Consider the following 20,487-nt stretch of genomic DNA (forward strand, 5'->3'; position numbering starts at 1 on the left):
ATCACACGCGAGCGGCCGCAGGGTGGGCACGCGGGCTCGACACCCTCCCGGCAGGGCGGCCGCGCCGGGATACTGCCCATGCGCATCCTGATCGCCACCGCCGCTCCCGGGGCGACGCCGCCCCCCTTCACGGGGCTCGGCACCCGCCTGCAGGCGGCCGGTCACACGGTCGCCGTCGCCACGCACACCCGATTCGCCGACCAGGTGCGCGCCGCCGGGCTCGAATTCGCCCACTGGTGACCCGGGCGGCAGGCGACGGAGGACGGCCGACAGGCGACAACTGACAGATAACAGATTTCGAAATCTGTTATCTGTCAGTTGTCGGCTGTCAGTTGTTCGCCGCCGACCGGCCGGCCCCTCCCCCGCCACCCCAGCCCCACGTACAGCACGAACGACACCGCGAACCCGACCGCCCACCCGTAGTCGGCGAGCGGCTTGAGCACCGGCACCAGCCCGTCCGCCGGGAACGGCCCACCGTGTGACCCGCCGACCGCCAGCAGGCCGCCGACCACGAGCGCGGCCACGGCCCGCCAGTTCCACCCGCCCGCGTACCAGTACGCCCCGCCCGGTCGGTACAGATCGGCGAGCCGCAGCCGGGTGCGGCGCAGCACCCAGTAGTCGGCGATGAGCACCCCGGCGACCGTGCCGAGCAGGCCGCCGACCACCCCGAGCCAGGTGTAGATGTACACGTGCGGGTCGGAGATCAGCTTCCACGGGAAGATCGCGATCCCGACGACGCCCGTCACGAGTGCCCCGGTCCGGAAGCCTACGTACTTGGGGGCCAGATTGGAGAGGTCGTAGGCGGGCGAGACGACGTTGGCGGCGATGTTGACCGACAGCGTCGCGACCAGGACGGTGAGCAGCGCGAAGAGGAGGCCGACGGGGTTCTCCATCTTCGCGGCGAGTTCGATCGGGTCCCACACCGGCTTGCCGTAGACGGCCTGCGAGCCCGAGGTGACGAGGACGGAGAGCAGCGCGAAGAGCGTCATCGTCGTGGGCAGCCCGAGGGCCTGGCCGCGGATCTGGGCGCGCTGGCTGCCGCCGAAGCGGGTGAAGTCGGGGATGTTGAGCGAGAGCGTCGACCAGAACCCGATCATGCCCATCAGTGCCGGGAAGAAGACCTTCCAGAAGCCGCCGCCCCAGCCGAGTTGGGACGGCTGGTCGAGCAGTGGCCCGAGCCCGCCGGCCTTGAGGGCCATCCAGGCGAGGAGCGCGAGGGCGCCCACGATGACGAAGGGCGCGGCCCAGTTCTCGAAGCGCCGAAGCGTTTCCATGCCCCGGGCGATGATGGCCATCTCGATCAGCCAGAAGGTGAGGAACGAGAGCCACTGCGTCCACGGGTAGCCGCCGAACTCGCTCGCGGTGCGCCAGGATTCGCCCAGGAGTTTGCCCGCGAGCAGGAAGATGCCCTCGCCGCCGATCCAGGTCTGGATGCCGAACCAGGCGCACGCGACGGCGGCCCGGATGAGGGCGGGCAGGTTGGCGCCGCGCAGTCCGAAGGAGGCGCGGGCGAACACCGGGAACGGGATGCCGTACTTGGTGCCTGCGTGTCCGGTGAGGAGCATCGGCGCGAGCACGATGAGGTTGGCGAGGGCGATGGTGAGGACGGCCTGCTTCCAGTCCATGCCGAGTGCGACGAGGCCGGAGGCGAGCGTCCAGGAGGGGATGTTGTGGGCCATGCCGACCCAGAGGGCGAGGAAGGTGTAGGTGGTCCAGGTGCGCCGCGCCACCGGGACGGGGCGCAGGTCGTCGTTGGTGAAGCCGTTCGGCGGCAACTCTCCGGCGGACGGGTCGAGTTCGACCCGTCCGTCGGAGTGCCGCAGTTGTCCGCCGCCGGTGGTCGCGGTGTCGGCCATGGGTGACTCCCCTATCCCGTTCCCGGTGTGGTCCGTGCAGGGCGCGACAGCCTTCAGTGCGCTGACTCGACGGCGCGACGGCGCGACGGCGCGGCCACGCGTCACAACTGCGGGATGACGTCCGTCCCGTAGGCGTCGATGGTGGCCTCGACGGCGTCGTGCATCGCGTAGACGGCGAACTGGTCGACGCCCAGCGAGCGGAGTTCCTCCAGCCGCGCGAGTTGCGCCGCCGGGGGCCCGATGAGGCAGAAGCGGTCGACGATCCCGTCCGGCACGAAGGCGGTGTCGGGGTTCCCGGCCCGGCCGTGGTGGCTGTAGTCGTAGCCCTGGCGGTCCTTGATGTAGTCGGTGAGGGCGTCGGGGACGACGTCGGAGTGCTCACCGTAGTGGCCGACGAGGTCGGCGACGTGGTTGCCGACCATGCCGCCGAACCAGCGGCACTGCTCGCGGGCGTGGGCGAGCGCGGCGGGCGAGTCGTCGGCGGTCACGTAGGCGGGCGCGGCCACGCAGATGGTGACGCCGTCCGGGTCGCGTCCGGCCTCGACGGCGGCGGCCCGCACCGCCTTCACCATGTACTCGGTGAGGTAGGGGTCGGCCAATTGCAGGATGAATCCGTCGGCTTGACGCCCAGTCAGTGCCAGCGCCCTGGGTCCGTACGCCCCCATCCAGATCGGCAGGGACGCGCCGGGCTGCACCCACGGCAGGTGCATCTCGGTGCCGTCCACTTCGACGGTGCGGCCTTCGGCCAGCTCCTTGATGGCGTACATGGCGTGGGAGAGCCGGTCAAGGGTGGCGGGGCGGCGGCCGGCGACGCGCATGGCGGAGTCGCCGCGTCCGATGCCGCAGACGGTGCGGTTGCCGTACATGTCGTTGAGGGTCGCGAAGAGGGAGGCGGTGACCTCCCAGGTGCGGGTGGAGGGGTTGGTGACCATCGGGCCGACGGTCAGCCGTTCGGTCTCGGCGAGGATGCGGCTGTAGATGACGAAGGGCTCCTGCCACAGGACGCAGGAGTCGAAGGTCCAGCCGTGGCTGAACCCGGCCCGTTCGGCGCGGATCATCCGGTCGACGAGCAGGCGGGCGGGCGGATCGGTCTGCAGGACGAGGCCGATGTCCATCGGTGGCTCCAGGAATGGGACGGGGCCGCCGCCCGGGGCCGGAAGGGGCCCGGGCGGCGGCGGACGGACCGGAGAACGGGGAACGGGGAACAGGGAAGGAGAGGGGAGGCCGGGAAGTGGGCGGTGTCAGACCAGGTACTGGCAGGTGTCGCGGCGCAGGAAGGTGCCGTGTCCGGCGCGCCCGAGCCATCTGCCGCCGTCGAGGACGACGGTGCCGCGCGAGAGCACCGTCCGCGCCCGGCCGGTGAGTCGGCGCCCCTCGTAGGCCGAGTAGTCGACGTTCATGTGGTGGGTGGCGGCGGAGACGGTCTGCACCGCAGTGGGGTCGTAGACGACGATGTCGGCGTCGGCGCCGGGCGCGATGGTGCCCTTGCGCGGGTGCAGGCCGAACATGCGGGCCGGCGTGGTGCACGCGATCTCGATCCAGCGGCGGCGGGTGATGTGCCCGTCGACGACGGCCTGGTGGAGGAGGTCCATCCGGTTCTCCACGCCCGGCAGGCCGTTGGGGATCTTCGAGAAGTCGCCGCGCCCGAGTTCCTTCTGCCCGGAGAAGCAGAACGGGCAGTGGTCGGTGGAGACGACCTGGAGGTCGTTGGCGCGCAGCCCCCGCCACAGCGCCTCCTGGTGCTCGCGCGGCCGCAGCGGCGTGCTGCACACGTACTTGGCGCCCTCGAAGCCGTCCGCGCCCTCTTCGGCGAGGTTGTCGGTGGAGAGGAACAGGTACTGGGGACAGGTCTCGCCGAAGACGTTGAGCCCGGCGTCGCGGGCCCGGGCGATCTCGGCGAGGGCGGAGGCGGCGGAGACGTGGACGACGTAGAGCGGGCTACCGGCCACCTGCGCGAGCTTGATGGCCCGGTGGGTGGCCTCGGCCTCCAGGAGTTCGCGGCGCACCTCCCCGTGGTAGCGGGGCGCGGTGTGCCCGGCGGCGAGCGCCTGTTCGACGAGGACGTCGATGGCGATGCCGTTCTCGGCGTGCATCATGACGAGTCCGCCGTTGGCGGCGCCGCGCTGCATGGCGCGCAGGATGCGGCCGTCGTCGCTGTAGAAGACGCCGGGGTAGGCCATGAAGAGCTTGAAGGAGGTGGACTCGCCGGAGTCGACGAGCGCGTCCATCTCCTTGAGGACGCCGTCGGTGACGTCGGAGACGATGGTGTGGAAGGCGTAGTCGACTGCGCAGTTGCCGTCGGCCTTGGCATGCCAGGCGTCCAGGCCCTCGCGCAGGGAGCCGCCGACGGGCTGGACGGCGAAGTCGACGATGGTGGTGGTGCCGCCCCAGGCGGCGGCGCGGGTGCCGGTCTCGAAGGTGTCGGAGGCCGCGGTGCCGCCGAAGGGCAGTTCCATGTGGGTGTGGGCGTCGACGCCGCCCGGGATGACGTAGTGGCCGGCGGCGTCGATGACGGTGTCGGCGGTCCAGTCCTCGGCCGCCGAGCTGCCGGTGGTGGCGAGGGCGGCGACGCGTTCGCCCTCGACGAGGACGTCGGCGTGGAGTTCTTCGGTGGCGGTGATGACGAGGCCGCCACGGATCACGGTTCGGCGGCGGGGGTCGGGAGTGGTCATCGGGATGCTCCTCAGGCCTCGGTGAGCGGTCCGTAGGCGTCGGGGCGGCGGTCGCGGTAGAAGGCCCACTGCTGGCGGACCTCCTCGATCAGGCCGAGGTCGAGGTCGCGGACGACGAGTTCCTCCTCCTTGTCGGAGGCGACCTCGCCGACGAACTGGCCGCGCGGGTCGACGAAGTAGGAGGTGCCGTAGAAGTCGTTGTCGCCGTACTCCTCGGTGCCGACGCGGTTGATGGCGGCGACGAAGTACTCGTTGGCGACGGCGGCGGCGGGCTGTTCGAGCTGCCAGAGGTAGGCGGACAGGCCGCGGCTGGTGGCGGAGGGGTTGTAGACGATCTGGGCGCCGGCGAGGCCGAGGGCGCGCCAGCCCTCGGGGAAGTGCCGGTCGTAGCAGATGTAGACGCCGACCTTGCCGACGGCGGTGTCGAAGACGGGCCAGCCGAGGTTGCCGGGCTTGAAGTAGTACTTCTCCCAGAAGCCCTTGACCTGCGGGATGTGGTGCTTGCGGTACTTGCCGAGGTAGCTGCCGTCGGCGTCGATCACGGCGGCGGTGTTGTAGTAGACCCCGGTCCGTTCCTCCTCGTAGACCGGGACGACGATCACGAGGCCGAGCTCGCGGGCCAGGTCCCGCATGCGGCGGACGGTGGGGCCGTCGGGCACCGCCTCCGCCCAGCGGTAGTGCTCCGGCTCCTGGACCTGGCAGAAGTAGGGGGCGTTGAAGACCTCCTGGAAGCCGATGATCTTCGCGCCCCGGGCGGCGGCCTCGCGGGCGTACCGCTCGTGGAGGGCGACCATGCTCTCTTGGTCGCCGGTCCAGCGGGTCTGGACGAGCGCGGCACGGACGATCTGCGACATGGGTACCTCCGCAACTCCGCGGTCCGGCGGGGAGCCGGGCCTGCGGTCTGAGGGTTGACGGGGTGGCTCTGGCCTGCGGCACGCAGGCTGGTCCGCGGGGTCGCGGCACGGTCTCCGCGCGCCTTCCCGCGCACGCTCGGCAGGCGTGGCAGGGCGTCCGCGTGCGTCCACGCGGAGCCGCGTGCGGCGGCGTGCGTCTACGTGCGTAGAAAGAGCGATCTGTCGACCGTAGGCCGGGTTCGGTGGCCTGACAATACGTTGGGGCCAACCCGTCCGGGGCGATCTCGTTGCGCGGACACGCGGGTCCCCCTGGACGGGATGAACCGGTCATCTACCCCGGGAGTGCGCTCCTTACTCATTCGAGTGAATCCGGGCGTTCCGGGTGCCGGTTCCGGCCATGGTGGGTAAAACGCGCGTGGACGCCGCCTCGGACCGTTACGGCGCGGCGGCGCAGCGCGACTTCGCCCGCCGGCGCGGGGCCCGGGGATCAGGGGGGTGGCAGGCATGACGACGGCTCTCGGGAGGGCGGTGCGCAAGGCGCCGCCCGGGCGTGGTCCCGGCCGTCTGCTCGCGTGGGCGCGGCGGGCGGATCCGCCGGCCGCCCCGCCCGCCGTGCCGGCGTGGGCGGGGCTGCTGCTGGCGCTCGGCGCGCCGGTTCCCGTCGCGCTCGGCGGCCTGCTGTTCCGCCGGGTGGCGCCGCCCGATGGGGTGGTGACACTGCGGCTGGCGGGTTCGCGGGCGGGCGCGCTGGCGGCGCTCGGCGGCCGGGCCGAGGACGGGCCGGCCGCGCTGCGGGCCGACGCCTGGCTCACCGGGGGCGCCGCTCTGACGCTGGCCGCCGCCGCGCTGCTCGGCCTGTACGTGTTCGGGCGGGCGCGCTGGCGGCTGACGGCGCTCGCCGCCGGGGGCGCCGGGCTGCTCGCGGCGGGCTGCGCCTTCGCGGCGGACGTACTGCTCGCCCGCGCCCTGGACCGCCCGGACGGCTCGGACGCGCCGTTCGCCGTCGCCTCCGGGCTGGCCACCACGGCGTGGCTGCTGCTCCTGCCGGCCGGAGCCGTGGCGGCGGGTGCGGTCGCCGTCACCGCCGTCCGCGCCGTGCGCGGGCTGCGGGTCCGTCCGCCCGCCCCGGACCCGGAGGCCGATGCCGGAGCGACCCCCGACGACTCCCCCGATTCCCCCGACCGCCCCGCGCTGATCCCGCCCCGGCCGGTCGTCACCGCGCACGGCGCGCTCTGGCCGGCGCCGCACACCGTCGCACCGGCCCCCCGTCGCGAGGGGCTCGCGGACGCCACCACCCGTACGGGCCAGTCCCGTTGGCGCGACGGCTCCCGGGTTCCGCCGGGGCGCGAGCCCGCCGAGCTCGGCTTCTGCGCCTCGGGCGGCGGCATCCGCTCGGCCTGCGTCACCCTCGGCGCGCTCCAGTCGCTTCGGCCCTGGCTCGGACGGGCGCGGTACCTGGTCTCCGTCTCGGGCGGCGGCTACGCGGTCGGCGCGATGCAGCTCGCGCTCTGCGACTCCGCGCCCGGCGCCCCGGTGCACGCCGTCTCGGGCCTGACGGCCGACACCGTGCTGGAGCCCGGCTCCCCCGAGGAGGACCACCTCCGCCGCCACAGCAAGTACATCGCCGACGGCTCGGGCGAGTGGCTGATAGCCCTCGGCACGCTGCTGCGCGGCGTGATCTCGGCGTTCACGCTGCTGCTCGCCGCCGTCCTGGTGGTCGGCCTCGGGCTCAGCCGGTTCTACCGGCTCGTGCCGCTCACCCCGCTGGACGGCCTGGCGGCGGCCGGACTGCGCACCGGCGCACCGGGATCGCCGGGAGCGCTCGTCCTCCGCGCGCCCGCCATCGCCGCCCTTGCCGCCCTGCTCGTCGCCGCCGCCACGTGCTGGCTGCTCTCGGTGCTCCTGTTCCCCCTGCTCGGCTGGGACGCCGCGCTCCCGCGTGTGCTCCGCCGGCTCTTCCAGGGCAGCCTCGCGCTGGCCGCGCTGGTGGCCGTCGGCGTCCTCGTGGTGCCCGCGCTGGCGTGGAGCGCCGTGCGCCTCCGGACGGCGCTGGCCGCGGGCCCGCGGCTCACCGGGGCCGGGCTCGGCCTCACCGTCGCGCTCAGCTACCTCGCCCTGCTGCTCGGCATACTCTGGCGCGACCGCCGGACGATCCGCCGGGGCGCGGCGGCGGTCGCCGGGGCGCTGCGCGGGGTGGGCCGGTTCGGCGCCGGCCTCACCGCCGACCTCCCCCAGTACGTGGTGGTCTGGGCGGCGCTGGCCGCCCTGTCGGCCGGATCGCTGCTCGCGCTCGGCTGGGCGGTCGCGACCGGGTACGCGTGGCCGACGGCCGTCCAGGTGGCGCTGCCGCTGGTGCTCGGCGCGGTCGGGCTCAACCTGGACCAGACGTGGATGAGCCTGCACCCGTTCTACCGGCTGCGGCTGGCAAGGGCGTTCGCGGTCCGCCGGGTCTCCGAGGGCGGCGCGGTGGTGGCCCGGCCTTACGACTTCTTCCGCGAGGAGACGTGGCTCAGCCACTACGGCGCCCGGCACCCGGACTTCCCCCAGGTGATCTTCTCGGCGGCGGCCAACCTCTCCGGGGACACCCGCACCCCGCCGGGCCGCCGGGCGGTGTCCTTCACGCTGTCGCACGACTACGTGGGCGGTCCGGACGTCGGCTACGCCCGCACCGACCTGCTGGAGCGGCGCACCCGGCGGCACATCGCCCGGGACCTCACCGTGCAGTCGGCGATGGCCGTCTCCGGGGCGGCGTTCTCGTCGGCGATGGGCCGTCAGTCCAAGGCCTACCAGGGGCTGTTCGCGGTCACCAACGCACGGCTCGGCACCTGGCTGCCCAATCCGGCCGTCCTCGGCCCCGGCTGGTGGGGCGCGCCGGACTGGCGGCGCCCCGCGCAGCCGGCCGTACGGCGGCTGCAGTACCAACTGCGGGAGCTGACGGGGCGGTTCCCGATGGACGACCGGTTCCTGCTGACCACGGACGGCGGGCACTACGAGAACCTCGGCCTGGTCGAGCTGCTGCGCCACGGCGTCCGGACGGCGGTCTGCATCGATGCCAGCGGCGACTCCGGGTACGCGGCCAACCTCGCCGCCGCGATCACGCTGGCGCGCGAGGAGCTGGGCATCGTCATCACGCTGCGCCAGCCGGAGGTGCTGATCCCGGGGAGCGCCGCGGAGCAGGCGGCCCAGGCAGCACAGGCAGCGCAGGCAGCACAGGCGACGGGTGTCGACGGCAGACCGGCGGCGAACGGGCCGCCGCCGTTGCGGGGGCTCGCGGCACAGCTCGCGGCGCGCCTGTCGGAGCGGGCGGTGATCACGGGGGACGTCCACTATCCGGCGCCGCTGGCAGGTCTCGCCGGGGAGGGCGGATCCGACGGGAGCGATGACGCCCGGCACGGCACGCTGATCGTCGTCCAGGCCGTCCTGACCGCCGACATGCCGTACGAGCTGTTGTCCTACGCGGTGGGCAACGCGGCGTTCCCGAACGACCTGACCAGCGACCAGTGGTTCGACCACCGGCAGTTCGACGCCTACCAGACACTGGGCCGCTTCCTGGGCGACCAGGCGGCGCCGCTGATCGAGGCCGCCCTGGCGGCGCGGCGGGCGACGGGCGGCGCGGCGGGGCCCGTACCGACGCAGTCGCCCGGCGGTGGCGGTGCGGGCCGATCGGCCGTCAACCCCCCCGGCACCGCGGCGGCCGGCCGAGGGGTGACTCGGGCCGGGGCGTCCGGGGACGTGAGGGGCGAGGGGAGCGGGATGTCCGATGCGTGAGCGGCTTCCGTCCGGGGTGTGGACGGACCGCGGGTCCCGCTTGACTCCCGCCACGCGGGTCGGGAAGGATCCGGAGCATGGATTCCGGCACCGCCCTGGTCTGCCGCCTGCACGTCGATCTGCGACGCCAGGCGAGCTCCATGTGTGCCTGTTGACCTTGCCGCTCCGCGGCGGTACCGCCCTGTGACGTCTGCCAGGGCCCGCGCCGCGCACCCGCAGTTCTGAACCCGCCCCCGCCCGGTGTACTCCGCGCGCTGCCGTGCCGTTCCATCGGCACCGCTGCACCGCGGCTCCCGGACTGCGGGCGCACCCTGCCGACGTTCCCGCCGCACCCGAGGACGCCCCATGAGCCTGGACCTCGCCCCCGACCGTCCACCCACCGCCGTCACCGAGGCCGCCGCCGTCTCCGGTGACGTCGCCGTCTCCGCTGCCGAAGAAGCCCGTGCGCCGCTCACCCCGAACGCCCTGCGCGCGATCGTCCGCGAGCTGGCCGAGCGGCCCGACCAGTGGATCCACCACGTCCGTCTGTCGACGGACGAGCGCTGGTACCGGCGCCTGGTGGCCGACGACGACCACGAGGTGTGGCTGATCAGCTGGCTGCCCGGCCAGTCCACCGGCTTCCACGACCACGGCGGCTCCCGTGGTGCCTTCACCGTCGCCCTCGGCGAACTGGAGGAGCTCTCGCTCGGCGGCCCGGACCAGGGCCTGCTGATCCGCCGCGTCCCGGCCGGGACGGCCCGCGCCTTCGGCCCCGAGTACGTGCACGACGTGCGCAACACGGCGTCCGGCCCGGCCGTCACCCTGCACGCCTACTCGCCCCCGCTGAGCTCGATGGCGCACTACGACCTGCGGGCCGGCGGGCTCGTCCGCACCTCGGAGGAAGGACCGCAACAGTGGTGACCACGATCGACGACCTGGTGGAGCGGGCCCGCGAAGGCGTGTACCGCCCGCGCGCCCGGGAGGCGTACCAGGCCCAGCTGGACGGCGCGCTGCTGGTGGACATCCGTCCGGCGGCGCAGCGGGCGGCGGAGGGGGAGATCCCCGGGGCGCTGGTCATCGAGCGCAACGTGCTGGAGTGGCGGCTGGACCCGACGGGCAGTCACCGGATCCCGCAGGCGTCGGGGTACGACGTCGAGTGGATCGTGGTGTGCTCGGAGGGGTACGCGTCGAGCCTGGCCGCGGCGTCGCTGCGCGAGCTGGGGCTGCACCGGGCCACCGACCTGGACGGCGGCTTCGTCGGCTGGGCGGCGGCCGGGCTGCCGACCCGTCAGGGCGGCTGAAGCGCGGCTGAAAAGCCGTCGTACGGCGGACGCCACGGCGGGCGAACGACCCGCGCGGCTGACCGGCTTGACGCTCCGGCGGGCCCTGTCGCGCCGGCCTCGCCCCACGTGCCAGGTGGTAAATCACGGACAGGAGATAATGCAGGTCATAGTCTGATCAGAGTTTCCGCCGGTCCGAAGCTGGGCAGCCACGCGGGCGGAAGAACGCCCGGACAGGAGATCCGACAGACACCACCGCGGTCCGCACCGCCACCGTTTGTCGACGAACCGCCATCAACCGAGAGACCGACGACAGACCGACCAACGGCGCCGCCACCGAGGGGCGCCCGGACGAGGAAACCCCCCGTGATCAGATTCGACGGCGCCGGCAAGCGCCACCCCGACGGCACCATCGCCGTCGAGGGCCTCGACCTGGACGTGCCGACCGGACGGATAACCGTCCTGGTCGGACCGTCCGGGTGCGGCAAGACCACCCTCCTGCGCATGGTCAACCGGATGGTCGAGCCCACCTCGGGCCGGGTGCTGCTGGACGGCGCGGACGTCGCCGGGCTGGAACCCGCCAAGCTGCGCCGCGGCATCGGCTACGTGATCCAGCAGGCCGGACTCTTCCCGCACCGCAAGGTGATCGACAACGTCGCCACCGTGCCCTACCTGCTCGGCTGGGACCGCAAGAAGGCCCGCGCCCGCGCCGCCGAACTGCTCGACCTGGTCGGGCTCGCCCCCGAGACCGCCAAGCGCTACCCGTTCCAGCTCTCCGGCGGCCAGCAGCAGCGCGTCGGCGTGGCCCGCGCCCTGGCCGCCGACCCGCCCGTGCTGCTGATGGACGAACCGTTCAGCGCGGTCGACCCGGTGGTGCGCGCGGGGCTCCAGGAGGAACTGCTGCGCCTCCAGTCCGAACTGCACAAGACGGTGCTCTTCGTCACCCACGACATCGAGGAGGCCGTCCGGCTCGGCGACCAGGTCGTCGTGCTGCGCGGCCAGGGCCGGATCGCCCAGCTGGCCGACCCGCACACCCTGCTCACCACGCCCGCCGACGATGACGTGGCCGCCTTCCTCGGCCGCGACCGCGGCCTGCGCGGTCTCGGCCTGCGCCCCGCGAGCGCCGTCACCACCCGCCCGCTCGCCGGCGGACTGCGCTCCGGCGGCTGGGAACTGGCTCTGGACGACGAACGCCGCCCGATCGGCTGGATCGACCGCGCCGCCCCCACCGTCGAACTGCGCCCGGCCCCCGGCTACCGGCCGGACACCGACACGCTGCGCACCGCGCTGGACGCCACCGTCCTCTCCCCCGCCGGGGTCGCGGTGGCCCTCGACGGCGACGGCCGGGCCACCGGCACCGCGGACCGCGAGGCCGTCCTCCGTGCCCTGACGGCTCCGGGCGGCGCCGCCGAGGCCGGCCCGAGCGGTGCCGGGATCCTCACGAAGGACGAGGCGAGCAGCGCGCACGACGTGACGCGGAGCGCGAAGCACGAGGCGAGCAGCGGGCCCGACGGGGCGAGCCGCGCGAAGGACGGCGAGGACGGGGCCACCGGTGGACGATGAACCGATCGTCCGCTGGTACTGGATCGGCGACCACCTCGGCTACCTCGGCAGCCTGCTCGCCGACCACGCCGTGATCGCCCTGGTCCCGGTGCTCATCGGCCTGCTGGTCGCCGTCCCGCTGGGCCTGGCCTGCGCCCGCTTCCCGCGCGTGTACCAGCCGCTCGCCGCCGTCTTCAACATCGTCTACGCGCTGCCCGCCGTGGCCGTCTTCATGCTGCTCATCCCGTACACCGGTCTCGCAACCCAGGCCACCGTCATGATCCCGCTCACCTTCTACGCGCTCGCCGTGCTCCTGCCCACCACCGTGGACGGGCTGCGCGCCGTGCCGGACGCCGTCCGGCAGGCCGCCACCGCCATGGGCTACGGGCCGTGGCACCGGCTGACCGCCGTCGAACTGCCCGCCGCCGTGCCGTACCTGATCGCCGGACTGCGGGTCGCCGCGGTGTCCAGCATCTCGCTGGCGAGCGTCGGGGCGCTGGTCGGGCGCGGCGGGCTCGGCTACCTGTTCATGGACGGGTTCCAGCGCACGTTCCCGACCCCGATCGTGGCCGGCATCGCGCTGATCGCCGCGCTCGCGCTGACCGTCGACCTGGTCCTGGTGGCGGCGCGGCGGCTGCTCGCGCCGTGGGCCGTCCGCGAGAAGGGAGCGGGCCGGTGAACTGGCTCTCCTGGCTGAGCGACTTCTTCTCCGATCCGGACCACCGCAGTGGTCCGGACTCGATCGCGCACCGGATCGCCGAGCACCTGGCGTTCTCCGGCGAGGCGTTGCTGTTCGCCGCGCTCGTCGCCGTCCCGCTCGGGTTGCTGATCGGCTACACGGGACGCGGCGTCACCGCCGTCACGGCGCTGGCCGGCTTCGCCCGCGCGCTGCCCACCCTGGGGCTGGTCACGCTCGCGGTGCTGCTCGCCGGTGTCGGCGACACCGCGGTGCTCGTCCCGCTGGTCGCGCTCGCGGCGCCGCCGCTGCTGGTCGCGGCCGTCGAGGGCGTGCGCGGCACCGACCCGGACGTGCGCGACGCCGCGCGCGGCATCGGGCTGACCCACCCGCAGGTGCTGTGGCAGGTGTGCCTGCCGTCCGCGGCGCCGACGCTGCTGGCGGGCTTCCGCACGGCGGCCGTCCAGGTCATCGCGACCGCGACGGTGGCCGCGTACGTCGGGCTCGGCGGCCTCGGCCGGTACGTGTTCGACGGGCTGGCCACCCGCAAGTACGCGGTGACGGCGGGCGGCGCGGTGCTCGTGGTGCTGCTCGCGGTCGCCGCCCAGCTGCTCTTCGTCCTGCTCACCCGGTACGCGCTGCCGCGCGGGGTGCGCGCCCAGCGCCGGGGCACCGACCGGGCACGCTGACCGGGGACCTCTGACCTGGGCCCTCTGACTTGAGCCCTCTGACTTGGGTTCGCTGTGCTGGACTCGCTGATGCGGCGCCAGGGCCGGGCCCTCTGAACCTCCTGTCTCCATCGTCTCGGAAGGACACCTGTCACCATGTCGACAATCCGCAGAACCAGGCGCGCCGCCGTCCTCGGCACCCTCGCCGCCCTCGCCCTCGGCGCCACCGCCTGCGGCTCCTCCGGCGGGGACCCGCTCGACGGCGGCTCGTCCTCGGCGGCGGCCGGTGGCGCGAGCACGGCCGCGGCCGGGAGCGGGGGTGCGGGCGACGGCGGGACCGTCGTGGTCGGCTCCGCGAACTTCCCCGAGAACGTGTTGCTCGGCTCGATCTACTCGCAAGCGCTCAAGGCCAAGGGCGTCAAGGTCGAGGAGAAGTTCAACATCGGCAGCCGCGAGGTGCTCTACGGGCAGTTGCAGAGCGGCAACCTCACCGTCCTGCCCGAGTACAACGGCGCTCTGCTCGCCTACCTGGACGCCAAGTCGACCGCCACGGCGAAGGACGACGTCAACGCGGCGCTGGCCAAGACCCTGCCGGCCTCGCTCGGGATCCTGGACTCCTCCCCCGCCGAGGACAAGGACTCCCTGAGCGTCACCCAGGAGACCGCCGACAAGTACGGGCTCAAGACCGTCGCCGACCTGGCCGCCAAGGCGGGCGAGTTCACGATCGGCGGGCCGCCGGAGTTCAAGTCCCGCCGCGAGCAGCAGTTCAAGGACGTCTACGGGCTGACCTTCAAGGAGTGGAAGCCCACCGGGGACACGACGGCCAACGCGCTCAAGGACGGCGCCGTCCAGGTCGGCAACGTGTTCACCACGGACCCGAAGATCGTCCAGTTCAAGCTCGTCCCGCTGGCCGACCCCAAGGGCGTGTTCGGCGCGCAGAACGTCACGCCGCTCGTCAACAAGGCGGGCGTCGGGCCGACGGCGACGGCCGCGCTCAACGCGGTGTCGGCCAAGCTCGACACCGCCGGGCTGACCGCGCTGATGAAGCGTGTGTCGGTCGACAAGGAGGACCCGTCGGCGGTGGCCAAGGACTGGCTGAAGGCCAACGGGCTGGGCTGATGGATTTCGGGTGACAGCTGACAGATAACAGCTGACAGATAACAGATTTCAACATCTGTCATCTGTCAGCTGTTCGCCGCCCCCTGTTCGGCCCCACTCAGGGCCTTCCCTCTCGCGCCGCGAACATGACAGTGTGACGCCATGCGCACTCGTCTCCTCGCCGCCACCCTCACGGCTTTCGCCGCGGTGAGCCTCGCCGCGTGTTCCAGCTCCGGCTCGAATTCCGCCTCGGGCTCCGGAGCGGGCAGCGGCACCTCCACCTCCGCGGCCGCCTCCCCCACGTCGGCCGCCGCCTCCGCTGCCGCGACGCCCGCCCCCGGAACCGCCTCGCCTACGGACGCCCCGACAGGCGCCCCCACCGCTGACACGTCCGGCGGATCCGGCGCGGCCGGCGGGCCCGCGCCGGCCAAGCCCGCGCCGCCCACCGACGCCGGAATGCCCGCCAAACCGGGCAGCGACGTCACCGCCAAACTGGTCGCCGCGCTGGACGCGATCGACCCGGCGATCGTCGGCGGCAAGCCCGACCAGGCCGTCGACCGGGCCCGCAACCAGTGCCAGTCGATGTACCAGTTCCCCAAGGACAAGGCGAAGCTGGTCGAACTGGCGAACCAGCGCTTCACCGCCCCCGACCACCCGCAGGGCTTCGGCCCGGACAAGGCCGCGAAGATCAACGAGGCCCTGCGCGCAACCCTCTGTCCGCCTCCGGCCTGACCCGGCGCGACACCCCCGAACGCCCGGCGTCCTGAGCGCCGGGCCGCCGTGGCCGCGCGTCGTCAGCAGACGCGCGGCCGCGGCACCTCAGACGCCTGCCTCCAAGTTCCCTACGGGAAGCGGGAGCTGGGCACCGGTCCGCTCGTGCGGCAGCGGTCGCGCGGGCCGTCCAGCCAGCGCTCGCGCACGGCGCGGGCGAAGGCCGCCAGCCCCTCGTCCGGGTCGGGCGGGGTCTCGCCGTCACCGCCGTCCGGCGCCGGATCGGCGGCCAGGATCTCCGCCGCCAACTCCTCGGCCGGACGCTCGTCCGGCTCGGCGCCGAGCATCCGCCACGGCGGGGCGACGGTCTGGCCCAGCAGGCCACTCACGTCCGCGGTGACCGGCGGCGTCTCGGTCCAGCAGGTCGCGTGTTCATACAGCACCTCGCCCGCGGAGCGCGTGCGTAGCGCTGTCAGCGCCTGCGGGCCGATGCCCTCGACGTCGCTCAGGTCGTAGGCCACGACCACGGTGTCCCCGGTGCCTGGCTGGTACGGCCGGGCGGGCAGGCCGAGCAGGTCGGCGGCGGCGAGCCCGAGGGCGCGGTCGGCGCGGCCGGGCAGCAGCGAGACCGACTGCGGGCGCGCGCCGGCGGCGTCCAGGATCAGGCGCAGCCGCTCCAGCCCGTGCCGGCACAGCCCGTAGGAGTCCTGGAGGAAGGCGTAGCGGCCGGTCATTCCCGCCGCGAACCCGTACGGGGAGAGGGTGGCGAGCAGGCCGCCGGTGAGGGTGAAGTGCCAGCCGCGCAGGTCCTGACGGCTCAGCGGCTCCGTGGTTGGCCGGGCGGCCCCGGCAGCCCCCGCAGCCTCGGCGGCCGCGGCGTCCTCGACGGCGTCGGCGCGGCCCAGGGCGCGGCCCAGGCGGTCGGCGGCGGGGCGCCACTGGTCGTCGGGGGCGGAGATCCGGTCGAGGGTGGCGCGGGCGGTGGTCCGGTCGCCGGCCATCAGGGCGTTGTAGGCGAGGAGGTAGCGCTCGGGCCAGTCGCGGAGGACGGGCTCGTGGGCCTGGAGGGCGGCGGCGGCCTCGGCGTGCCGCTCCTCGTCCTCCAGGGCGGAGACGAGTTCGTCGAGGATCGGCAGGCGGTTGTCGGGGCGGGGCTTGCCGCGGCCGAAGAGGCCGCGCTTGGTCTTCTCGCCCTCGCGGACCTCGGCGGTGGCGATGCGCAGGGCCTCGGCGAGGGCGGGCGCGGCGAGGAAGGCGGCGCCGCGTTCGACGCAGGCGTAGCCGTACTTGTAGAGGGCGACGGCGTCGGGGGCTCCGGCACCCGTGGCACTCCCCGCGGCCGTCCCGCCCACGGTGGCCGTCCCGCCCACGGTGGCTGTCCCGCCCGCAGTGGCGAGGCGGGCGGCGGCCTCGGCCAGGTCGTCGAAGCCGCTGTCGGCGGCCAGCCGCTTGACCAGCGGGGCGACCTGGGCGGCGGGCACGTCGTCGGCGAGGGTGCGCAGTTCGCGCAGGACGGCCTGCGGGTCGCCGGCTTCCAGGTGACGCCAGGCTTCGTCCAGCGAGGGGGTCGTCACAGGGGTGTTCCTCCGGGGTGGGTGTGGTGCCGTGTCGGGCGTCCTGTCGGACAAGGGTCCGATCCTCCCGGACGGGGTTCGGTGTCCACAATCCAATAACCGGCGCAGGATCCCGCCACCCGCTTCCATGGGTTCCGGGCGCCGCCGGGGTCGTGTGGTGACGAACTGTAAGGAGCCTTGACAGAGGAGTGGTCTAGTCCAACCATAAGCATGTCGATCCGACCGGGATGCACTGTGGGGGTGTGACCACCGGCGGCTGAGGCACCGCCCTGCCCTCCTCCGCTCCACCCCCGAACCCGCCCGGCGTGCGCGCGTCCGCACCACCCGCACCGCCGTTCGCCGCCGCGCGAGTCCGTGGAAAGCGCCTGCCCCGAGCACGCCGATCCGTTCCCCACCGCGCGCCCCGTACATCCCTGCGCCTCCCCAACGTCCTGCCCCACCATGTCTGTTGGAGAATCGATGCGTCTACGCAGAACCATCCAGGCGGCCCTGACGGCCTGTGCCACGCTGGCCGCCTCGGTCGGCCTCGTCGCCGCCGGGACGGGCTCCGCCCAGGCCGCGACCCCGCTCCCCGCCCGGGTCTTCGCCCCCTACTTCGAGTCCTGGACAGGCCAGAGCCCCGCCACCCTGGCCGCCCAGTCCGGCGCCAAGTACCTGACGATGGCCTTCCTCCAGGCCTCCGCCAAGGGCTCGTGCACCCCGTACTGGAACGGCGACACCGCGAAGCCCGTCTCGTCCTCCACCTTCGGCGCCGACATCGCCACCATCCGCGCCAACGGCGGGGACGTGATCCCGTCCTTCGGCGGCTACACGGCCGATCACAACGGCACCGAGATCGCGGACAGTTGCACCGACGTCAACCAGATCGCGGCCGCCTACGAGAGCCTCGTCACGACGTACGACATCAGCCGGATCGACCTCGACATCGAGGACAACTCGCTCACCGACCCGGCGGGCATCGACCGTCGCAACAAGGCGATCAAGCTGGTGCAGGACTGGGCCGCGGCCAACGGCCGGTCCGTCCAGTTCTCCTACACACTGCCGACCACCACCAGCGGGCTCGCGGACAACGGGCTCGCGGTGCTGCGCAGCGCGATCGCCAACAACGCGCGGATCGACGTCGTCAACATGATGACCTTCGACTACTACGACGGCGCCACGCACGACATGGCGGCCGACACCCAGACTTCCGCGCAGGGCCTGTACAACCAGCTGGCGTCGCTCTACCCGGGCAAGTCCCCGGCGCAGCTGTGGGGTTCGATCGGGATCACCGAGATGGTCGGCATCGACGACTACGGCGCGGCCGAGACGTTCACCGTGGCCAACGCGACGACCGTGTACAACTGGGCCGCGTCGAAGGGCATCAACACGCTGTCCTTCTGGGCGCTCCAGCGCGACAACGGGGGCTGCCCGGGCACGGCCGGGAACGACTCTTGCTCCGGGATCACCCAGAACACCTGGGACTTCACGCACATCTTCGCGCCGTTCACGAGCGGCACGCCGGCGACGAACGACTTCTCGGTGGCCGTGAACCCGAACTCCGCCACGGTGGCGGCCGGTTCTTCGGCGTCCGCCTCGATCGCGACGGCCGTGACGTCGGGTTCGGCGCAGAGCGTCAGCCTCTCGGTGAGCGGCGCCCCGGCGGGCGTCACAGCCACCGTCAACCCCGGCAGCGTCACCGCCGGCAGCAGCGCCACGCTCAACCTCACCACGACGGCGGCGGCCGCACCCGGCACGTACCCGCTGACGGTGAAGGCGAGCGCACCGTCCGGCACGCACACCGCGACCTACACGCTGACCGTCACCGGCACCACGCCGCCTCCCGGCGGTCTGGCCAACGGCGGTCTGGAGAGCGGCAGCCTCGCCCCGTGGACCTGCCAGAGCGGGGGCGCCGTGGCGAGCACCCCGGTCCACTCCGGCTCGTACGCGCTGCGGGCGGCGCCGTCCGAGAGCCAGACCGGGCAGTGCACCCAGACCGTCACCCTGAAGCCCAACACCGGCTACACGCTGAGCGGCTGGGTGCAGGGCAACTACGCCTACCTCGGTGTCAGCGGCGGGGCGAACGCCAGCACCTGGACGAACTCCGCCGGTTGGACCAAGCTGAGCGTGCCGTTCACCACCGGCGCCACCGGCACCGTGACGGTCTACCTGCACGGGTGGTACGGGCAGGGGAACGTGTACGGCGACGACTTCGCGATCGACTGACGGACACGGCCAACCGGTAGCGGATGACGGGTGACAGATAACAGCTGACAGATGACAGATGACAGATGACAGATTTCAATATCTGTTATCTGTCAGCTGTTCGTTGTTCTCCGTTCTCCGTCCAACCGCCCACCGCCCTCAGCCCGCCCGGCTCCCCGGATGCCCCGCGCTCTCGGCCCGCGCCCGCCACGGCCGGCACAGCGCCACGTACGCCATGCTCGCCAGCACCGCGCTCGACAGCACGACCACCGCCAGCAGCGCCGCCGACGGCCGCCCGCCCAGACTGCTCAGCGGCGCGACCAGCGCCCCGCACAGGAAGTTCCCGGTCCCCAGCAGCGCCGAAGCCGTCCCCGCCGCCTGCGGCTCGACCAGGCTGAGGGCCTGCGCCGCCGAGTTCGGCAGGATCATCCCCATGCTGCCCATCATCACGAACAGCGCCGGACAGACCCCGAGCAGCCCGAAGTCCCACACCGTCGTCACCAGCACCAGCACCACGCCCGCCGCCACCGCGACGCCCAGCCCCGCCAGCATCAGCGCACTCGCGGTGAAGCGCCGCGCCAGCACCCGCCCGTTGATCTGCGTCATCGCGACGATGGCCACCGAGTTGAGCCCGAACAGCAGGCTGTAGGTCTGCGGCGACACGTGATAGACGTGCTGCAGCACCGTCGACGACCCGCTGATGTACCCGAACAGCGCCCCGAACCCGAACGTGCCCGTGAGCATCAGCCCGAGGAACGGCAGGTCGCGCAGCAGCCCGCCCATCGTCCGCAGGGTGGACCCGAACCCGCCGCCGTGGCGCGCCCCGGCGGGCAGCGTCTCACGCAGCGCGCCGAACGCCACCAGCGCGAGCAGCAGCCCGAGCGCTGTCAGCGCCCCGAAGGTGCCCCGCCACGACGTCACCCGGAGCAGCTGCGCCCCGATGATCGGCGCGAGGATCGGGGCCAGGCCCGATATCAGGGTGATCGAGGCGAGGAACCGGAGCATCGCCACGCCCTGGAAGCGGTCGCGGGCGACGGCCCGTCCGATGACCAGTCCGGCGGCCCCGGCCGTGCCCTGGACGAATCGGGCGCCGATCAGCAGCGGCAGGTTGGGCGCGATCACGCACACCGTGCTGGCGAGGGTGTAGGCGACGAGCCCGGCGAGCAGCGGCGGGCGGCGTCCGAAGCGGTCGCTGAGCGGCCCGAACAGCAGCTGGCCGGCGGCCACCCCGAACATCGAGAACGTGAGGGTGAGCTGCACCGCGGCCGGGTCGGCGGCGAGGTCGTCCGCGATCGCGGGCAGGCCCGGGAGGTAGAGGTCGGTGGTCAGCGGGCCGAGCGCGACCAGGCCGCCGAGCACGGCGACGGTGCCCCGGCCGGGGCCCGCCGTGGCCGCTGACGCCCTCGGTGTCGCTGGTGCCGCCGAGGCCTCGGCGGGGGACGACGACGGGTCGGAGGTGCGGCCGGGTGTCTCGTCGGACGGGCCGGCGCTCGGGCCGGGGCCGGGGCCAGGCATGGGGCTCCCTCGCTGGACGGGCGGGACGGGGCGGGACGGGTTTGTCCACGCTCCGTCCTATCTCAGCCCCACCCCGTTCCGACAGCGGGGGGCACCGAACCGGTCACCCG

General features: G+C 73.4%; 16 protein-coding genes. 10 read left to right on the forward strand and 6 right to left on the reverse strand.

Features of this window, described 5'->3' with window-relative positions; all coding sequences use genetic code 11:
• The first annotated feature begins 78 nt into the window (after window positions 1-78).
• Window positions 79-240, forward strand: coding sequence for a hypothetical protein (locus PUR71_RS32295; protein ID WP_329930721.1), 162 nt, complete (start codon window positions 79-81; stop codon window positions 238-240).
• Window positions 241-314: 74 nt separating this feature from the next.
• On the opposite strand, the gene PUR71_RS32300 is transcribed toward PUR71_RS32295, so the two are convergent.
• The 4 genes from PUR71_RS32300 to PUR71_RS32315 all read right to left on the reverse strand — a co-directional run bounded on the left by PUR71_RS32300 (window position 315) and on the right by PUR71_RS32315 (window position 5,382).
• Window positions 315-1,856, reverse strand: a complete 1,542-nt coding sequence (locus PUR71_RS32300) for an NCS1 family nucleobase:cation symporter-1 (RefSeq protein WP_329930722.1) — start codon at window positions 1,854-1,856, stop codon at window positions 315-317.
• A gap of 101 nt (window positions 1,857-1,957) precedes the next feature.
• Window positions 1,958-2,971 (reverse strand): TIGR03842 family LLM class F420-dependent oxidoreductase, encoded by a 1,014-nt coding sequence (locus tag PUR71_RS32305; RefSeq protein WP_329930723.1) that lies wholly within the window; start codon window positions 2,969-2,971, stop codon window positions 1,958-1,960.
• 126 nt (window positions 2,972-3,097) lie between these two features.
• On the reverse strand, window positions 3,098-4,528 hold the full coding sequence (gene hydA, locus PUR71_RS32310; protein ID WP_329930724.1) for a dihydropyrimidinase: 1,431 nt from the start codon (window positions 4,526-4,528) through the stop codon (window positions 3,098-3,100).
• Window positions 4,529-4,539: 11 nt separating this feature from the next.
• A complete protein-coding gene (locus tag PUR71_RS32315) occupies window positions 4,540-5,382 on the reverse strand; it encodes a nitrilase-related carbon-nitrogen hydrolase (RefSeq protein ID WP_329930725.1) in 843 nt (280 codons plus the stop codon).
• 504 nt (window positions 5,383-5,886) lie between these two features.
• Here PUR71_RS32315 and PUR71_RS32320 point away from each other — a divergent pair.
• From PUR71_RS32320 to PUR71_RS32355, 8 genes are all read left to right on the forward strand, one after another.
• Window positions 5,887-9,150 (forward strand): hypothetical protein, encoded by a 3,264-nt coding sequence (locus PUR71_RS32320; protein WP_329930726.1) that lies wholly within the window; start codon window positions 5,887-5,889, stop codon window positions 9,148-9,150.
• Between the two features lie 345 nt (window positions 9,151-9,495).
• A complete protein-coding gene (locus PUR71_RS32325; RefSeq protein WP_329930727.1) occupies window positions 9,496-10,050 on the forward strand; it encodes a cysteine dioxygenase in 555 nt (184 codons plus the stop codon).
• A complete protein-coding gene (locus tag PUR71_RS32330) occupies window positions 10,044-10,430 on the forward strand; it encodes a rhodanese-like domain-containing protein (protein WP_329930728.1) in 387 nt (128 codons plus the stop codon). Before PUR71_RS32325 ends, PUR71_RS32330 begins: the two co-directional genes overlap by 7 nt.
• A 345-nt stretch (window positions 10,431-10,775) precedes the next feature.
• Window positions 10,776-11,972, forward strand: a complete 1,197-nt coding sequence (locus PUR71_RS32335; protein ID WP_329930729.1) for an ABC transporter ATP-binding protein — start codon at window positions 10,776-10,778, stop codon at window positions 11,970-11,972.
• The gene (locus PUR71_RS32340) at window positions 11,962-12,630 is read left to right on the forward strand and encodes an ABC transporter permease (protein ID WP_329930730.1); all 669 of its coding nucleotides are present in this window, start codon (window positions 11,962-11,964) and stop codon (window positions 12,628-12,630) included. Before PUR71_RS32335 ends, PUR71_RS32340 begins: the two co-directional genes overlap by 11 nt.
• Complete coding sequence (locus PUR71_RS32345; protein WP_329930731.1) at window positions 12,627-13,316, forward strand: ABC transporter permease; 690 nt, start codon at window positions 12,627-12,629, stop codon at window positions 13,314-13,316. The genes PUR71_RS32340 and PUR71_RS32345 overlap by 4 nt, the downstream gene beginning before the upstream one ends.
• Window positions 13,317-13,451: 135 nt before the next feature.
• Window positions 13,452-14,414 carry an ABC transporter substrate-binding protein gene (locus tag PUR71_RS32350; protein WP_329930732.1) on the forward strand — a complete coding sequence of 321 codons (963 nt, stop codon included), beginning with the start codon at window positions 13,452-13,454 and terminating at the stop codon, window positions 14,412-14,414.
• 141 nt (window positions 14,415-14,555) lie between these two features.
• Entirely contained in the window at window positions 14,556-15,125 is a 570-nt protein-coding gene (locus tag PUR71_RS32355; protein ID WP_329930733.1) for a hypothetical protein, read from the forward strand.
• Window positions 15,126-15,235: 110 nt separating this feature from the next.
• On the opposite strand, the gene PUR71_RS32360 is transcribed toward PUR71_RS32355, so the two are convergent.
• A complete protein-coding gene (locus PUR71_RS32360) occupies window positions 15,236-16,678 on the reverse strand; it encodes a hypothetical protein (protein ID WP_329930734.1) in 1,443 nt (480 codons plus the stop codon).
• A 459-nt stretch (window positions 16,679-17,137) separates the two neighbouring features.
• Between PUR71_RS32360 and PUR71_RS32365 the strand changes: the two genes are divergently transcribed.
• Complete coding sequence (locus tag PUR71_RS32365; protein ID WP_329930735.1) at window positions 17,138-18,883, forward strand: glycosyl hydrolase family 18 protein; 1,746 nt, start codon at window positions 17,138-17,140, stop codon at window positions 18,881-18,883.
• A 138-nt stretch (window positions 18,884-19,021) separates the two neighbouring features.
• Here PUR71_RS32365 and PUR71_RS32370 read toward each other — a convergent pair whose 3' ends face one another.
• Entirely contained in the window at window positions 19,022-20,377 is a 1,356-nt protein-coding gene (locus PUR71_RS32370; protein WP_329930736.1) for a multidrug effflux MFS transporter, read from the reverse strand.
• Window positions 20,378-20,487: the final 110 nt, after the last annotated feature.

The sequence above is a fragment of the Streptomyces sp. SP17BM10 genome, assembly GCF_036322405.1.
Classification (GTDB): domain Bacteria; phylum Actinomycetota; class Actinomycetes; order Streptomycetales; family Streptomycetaceae; genus Kitasatospora.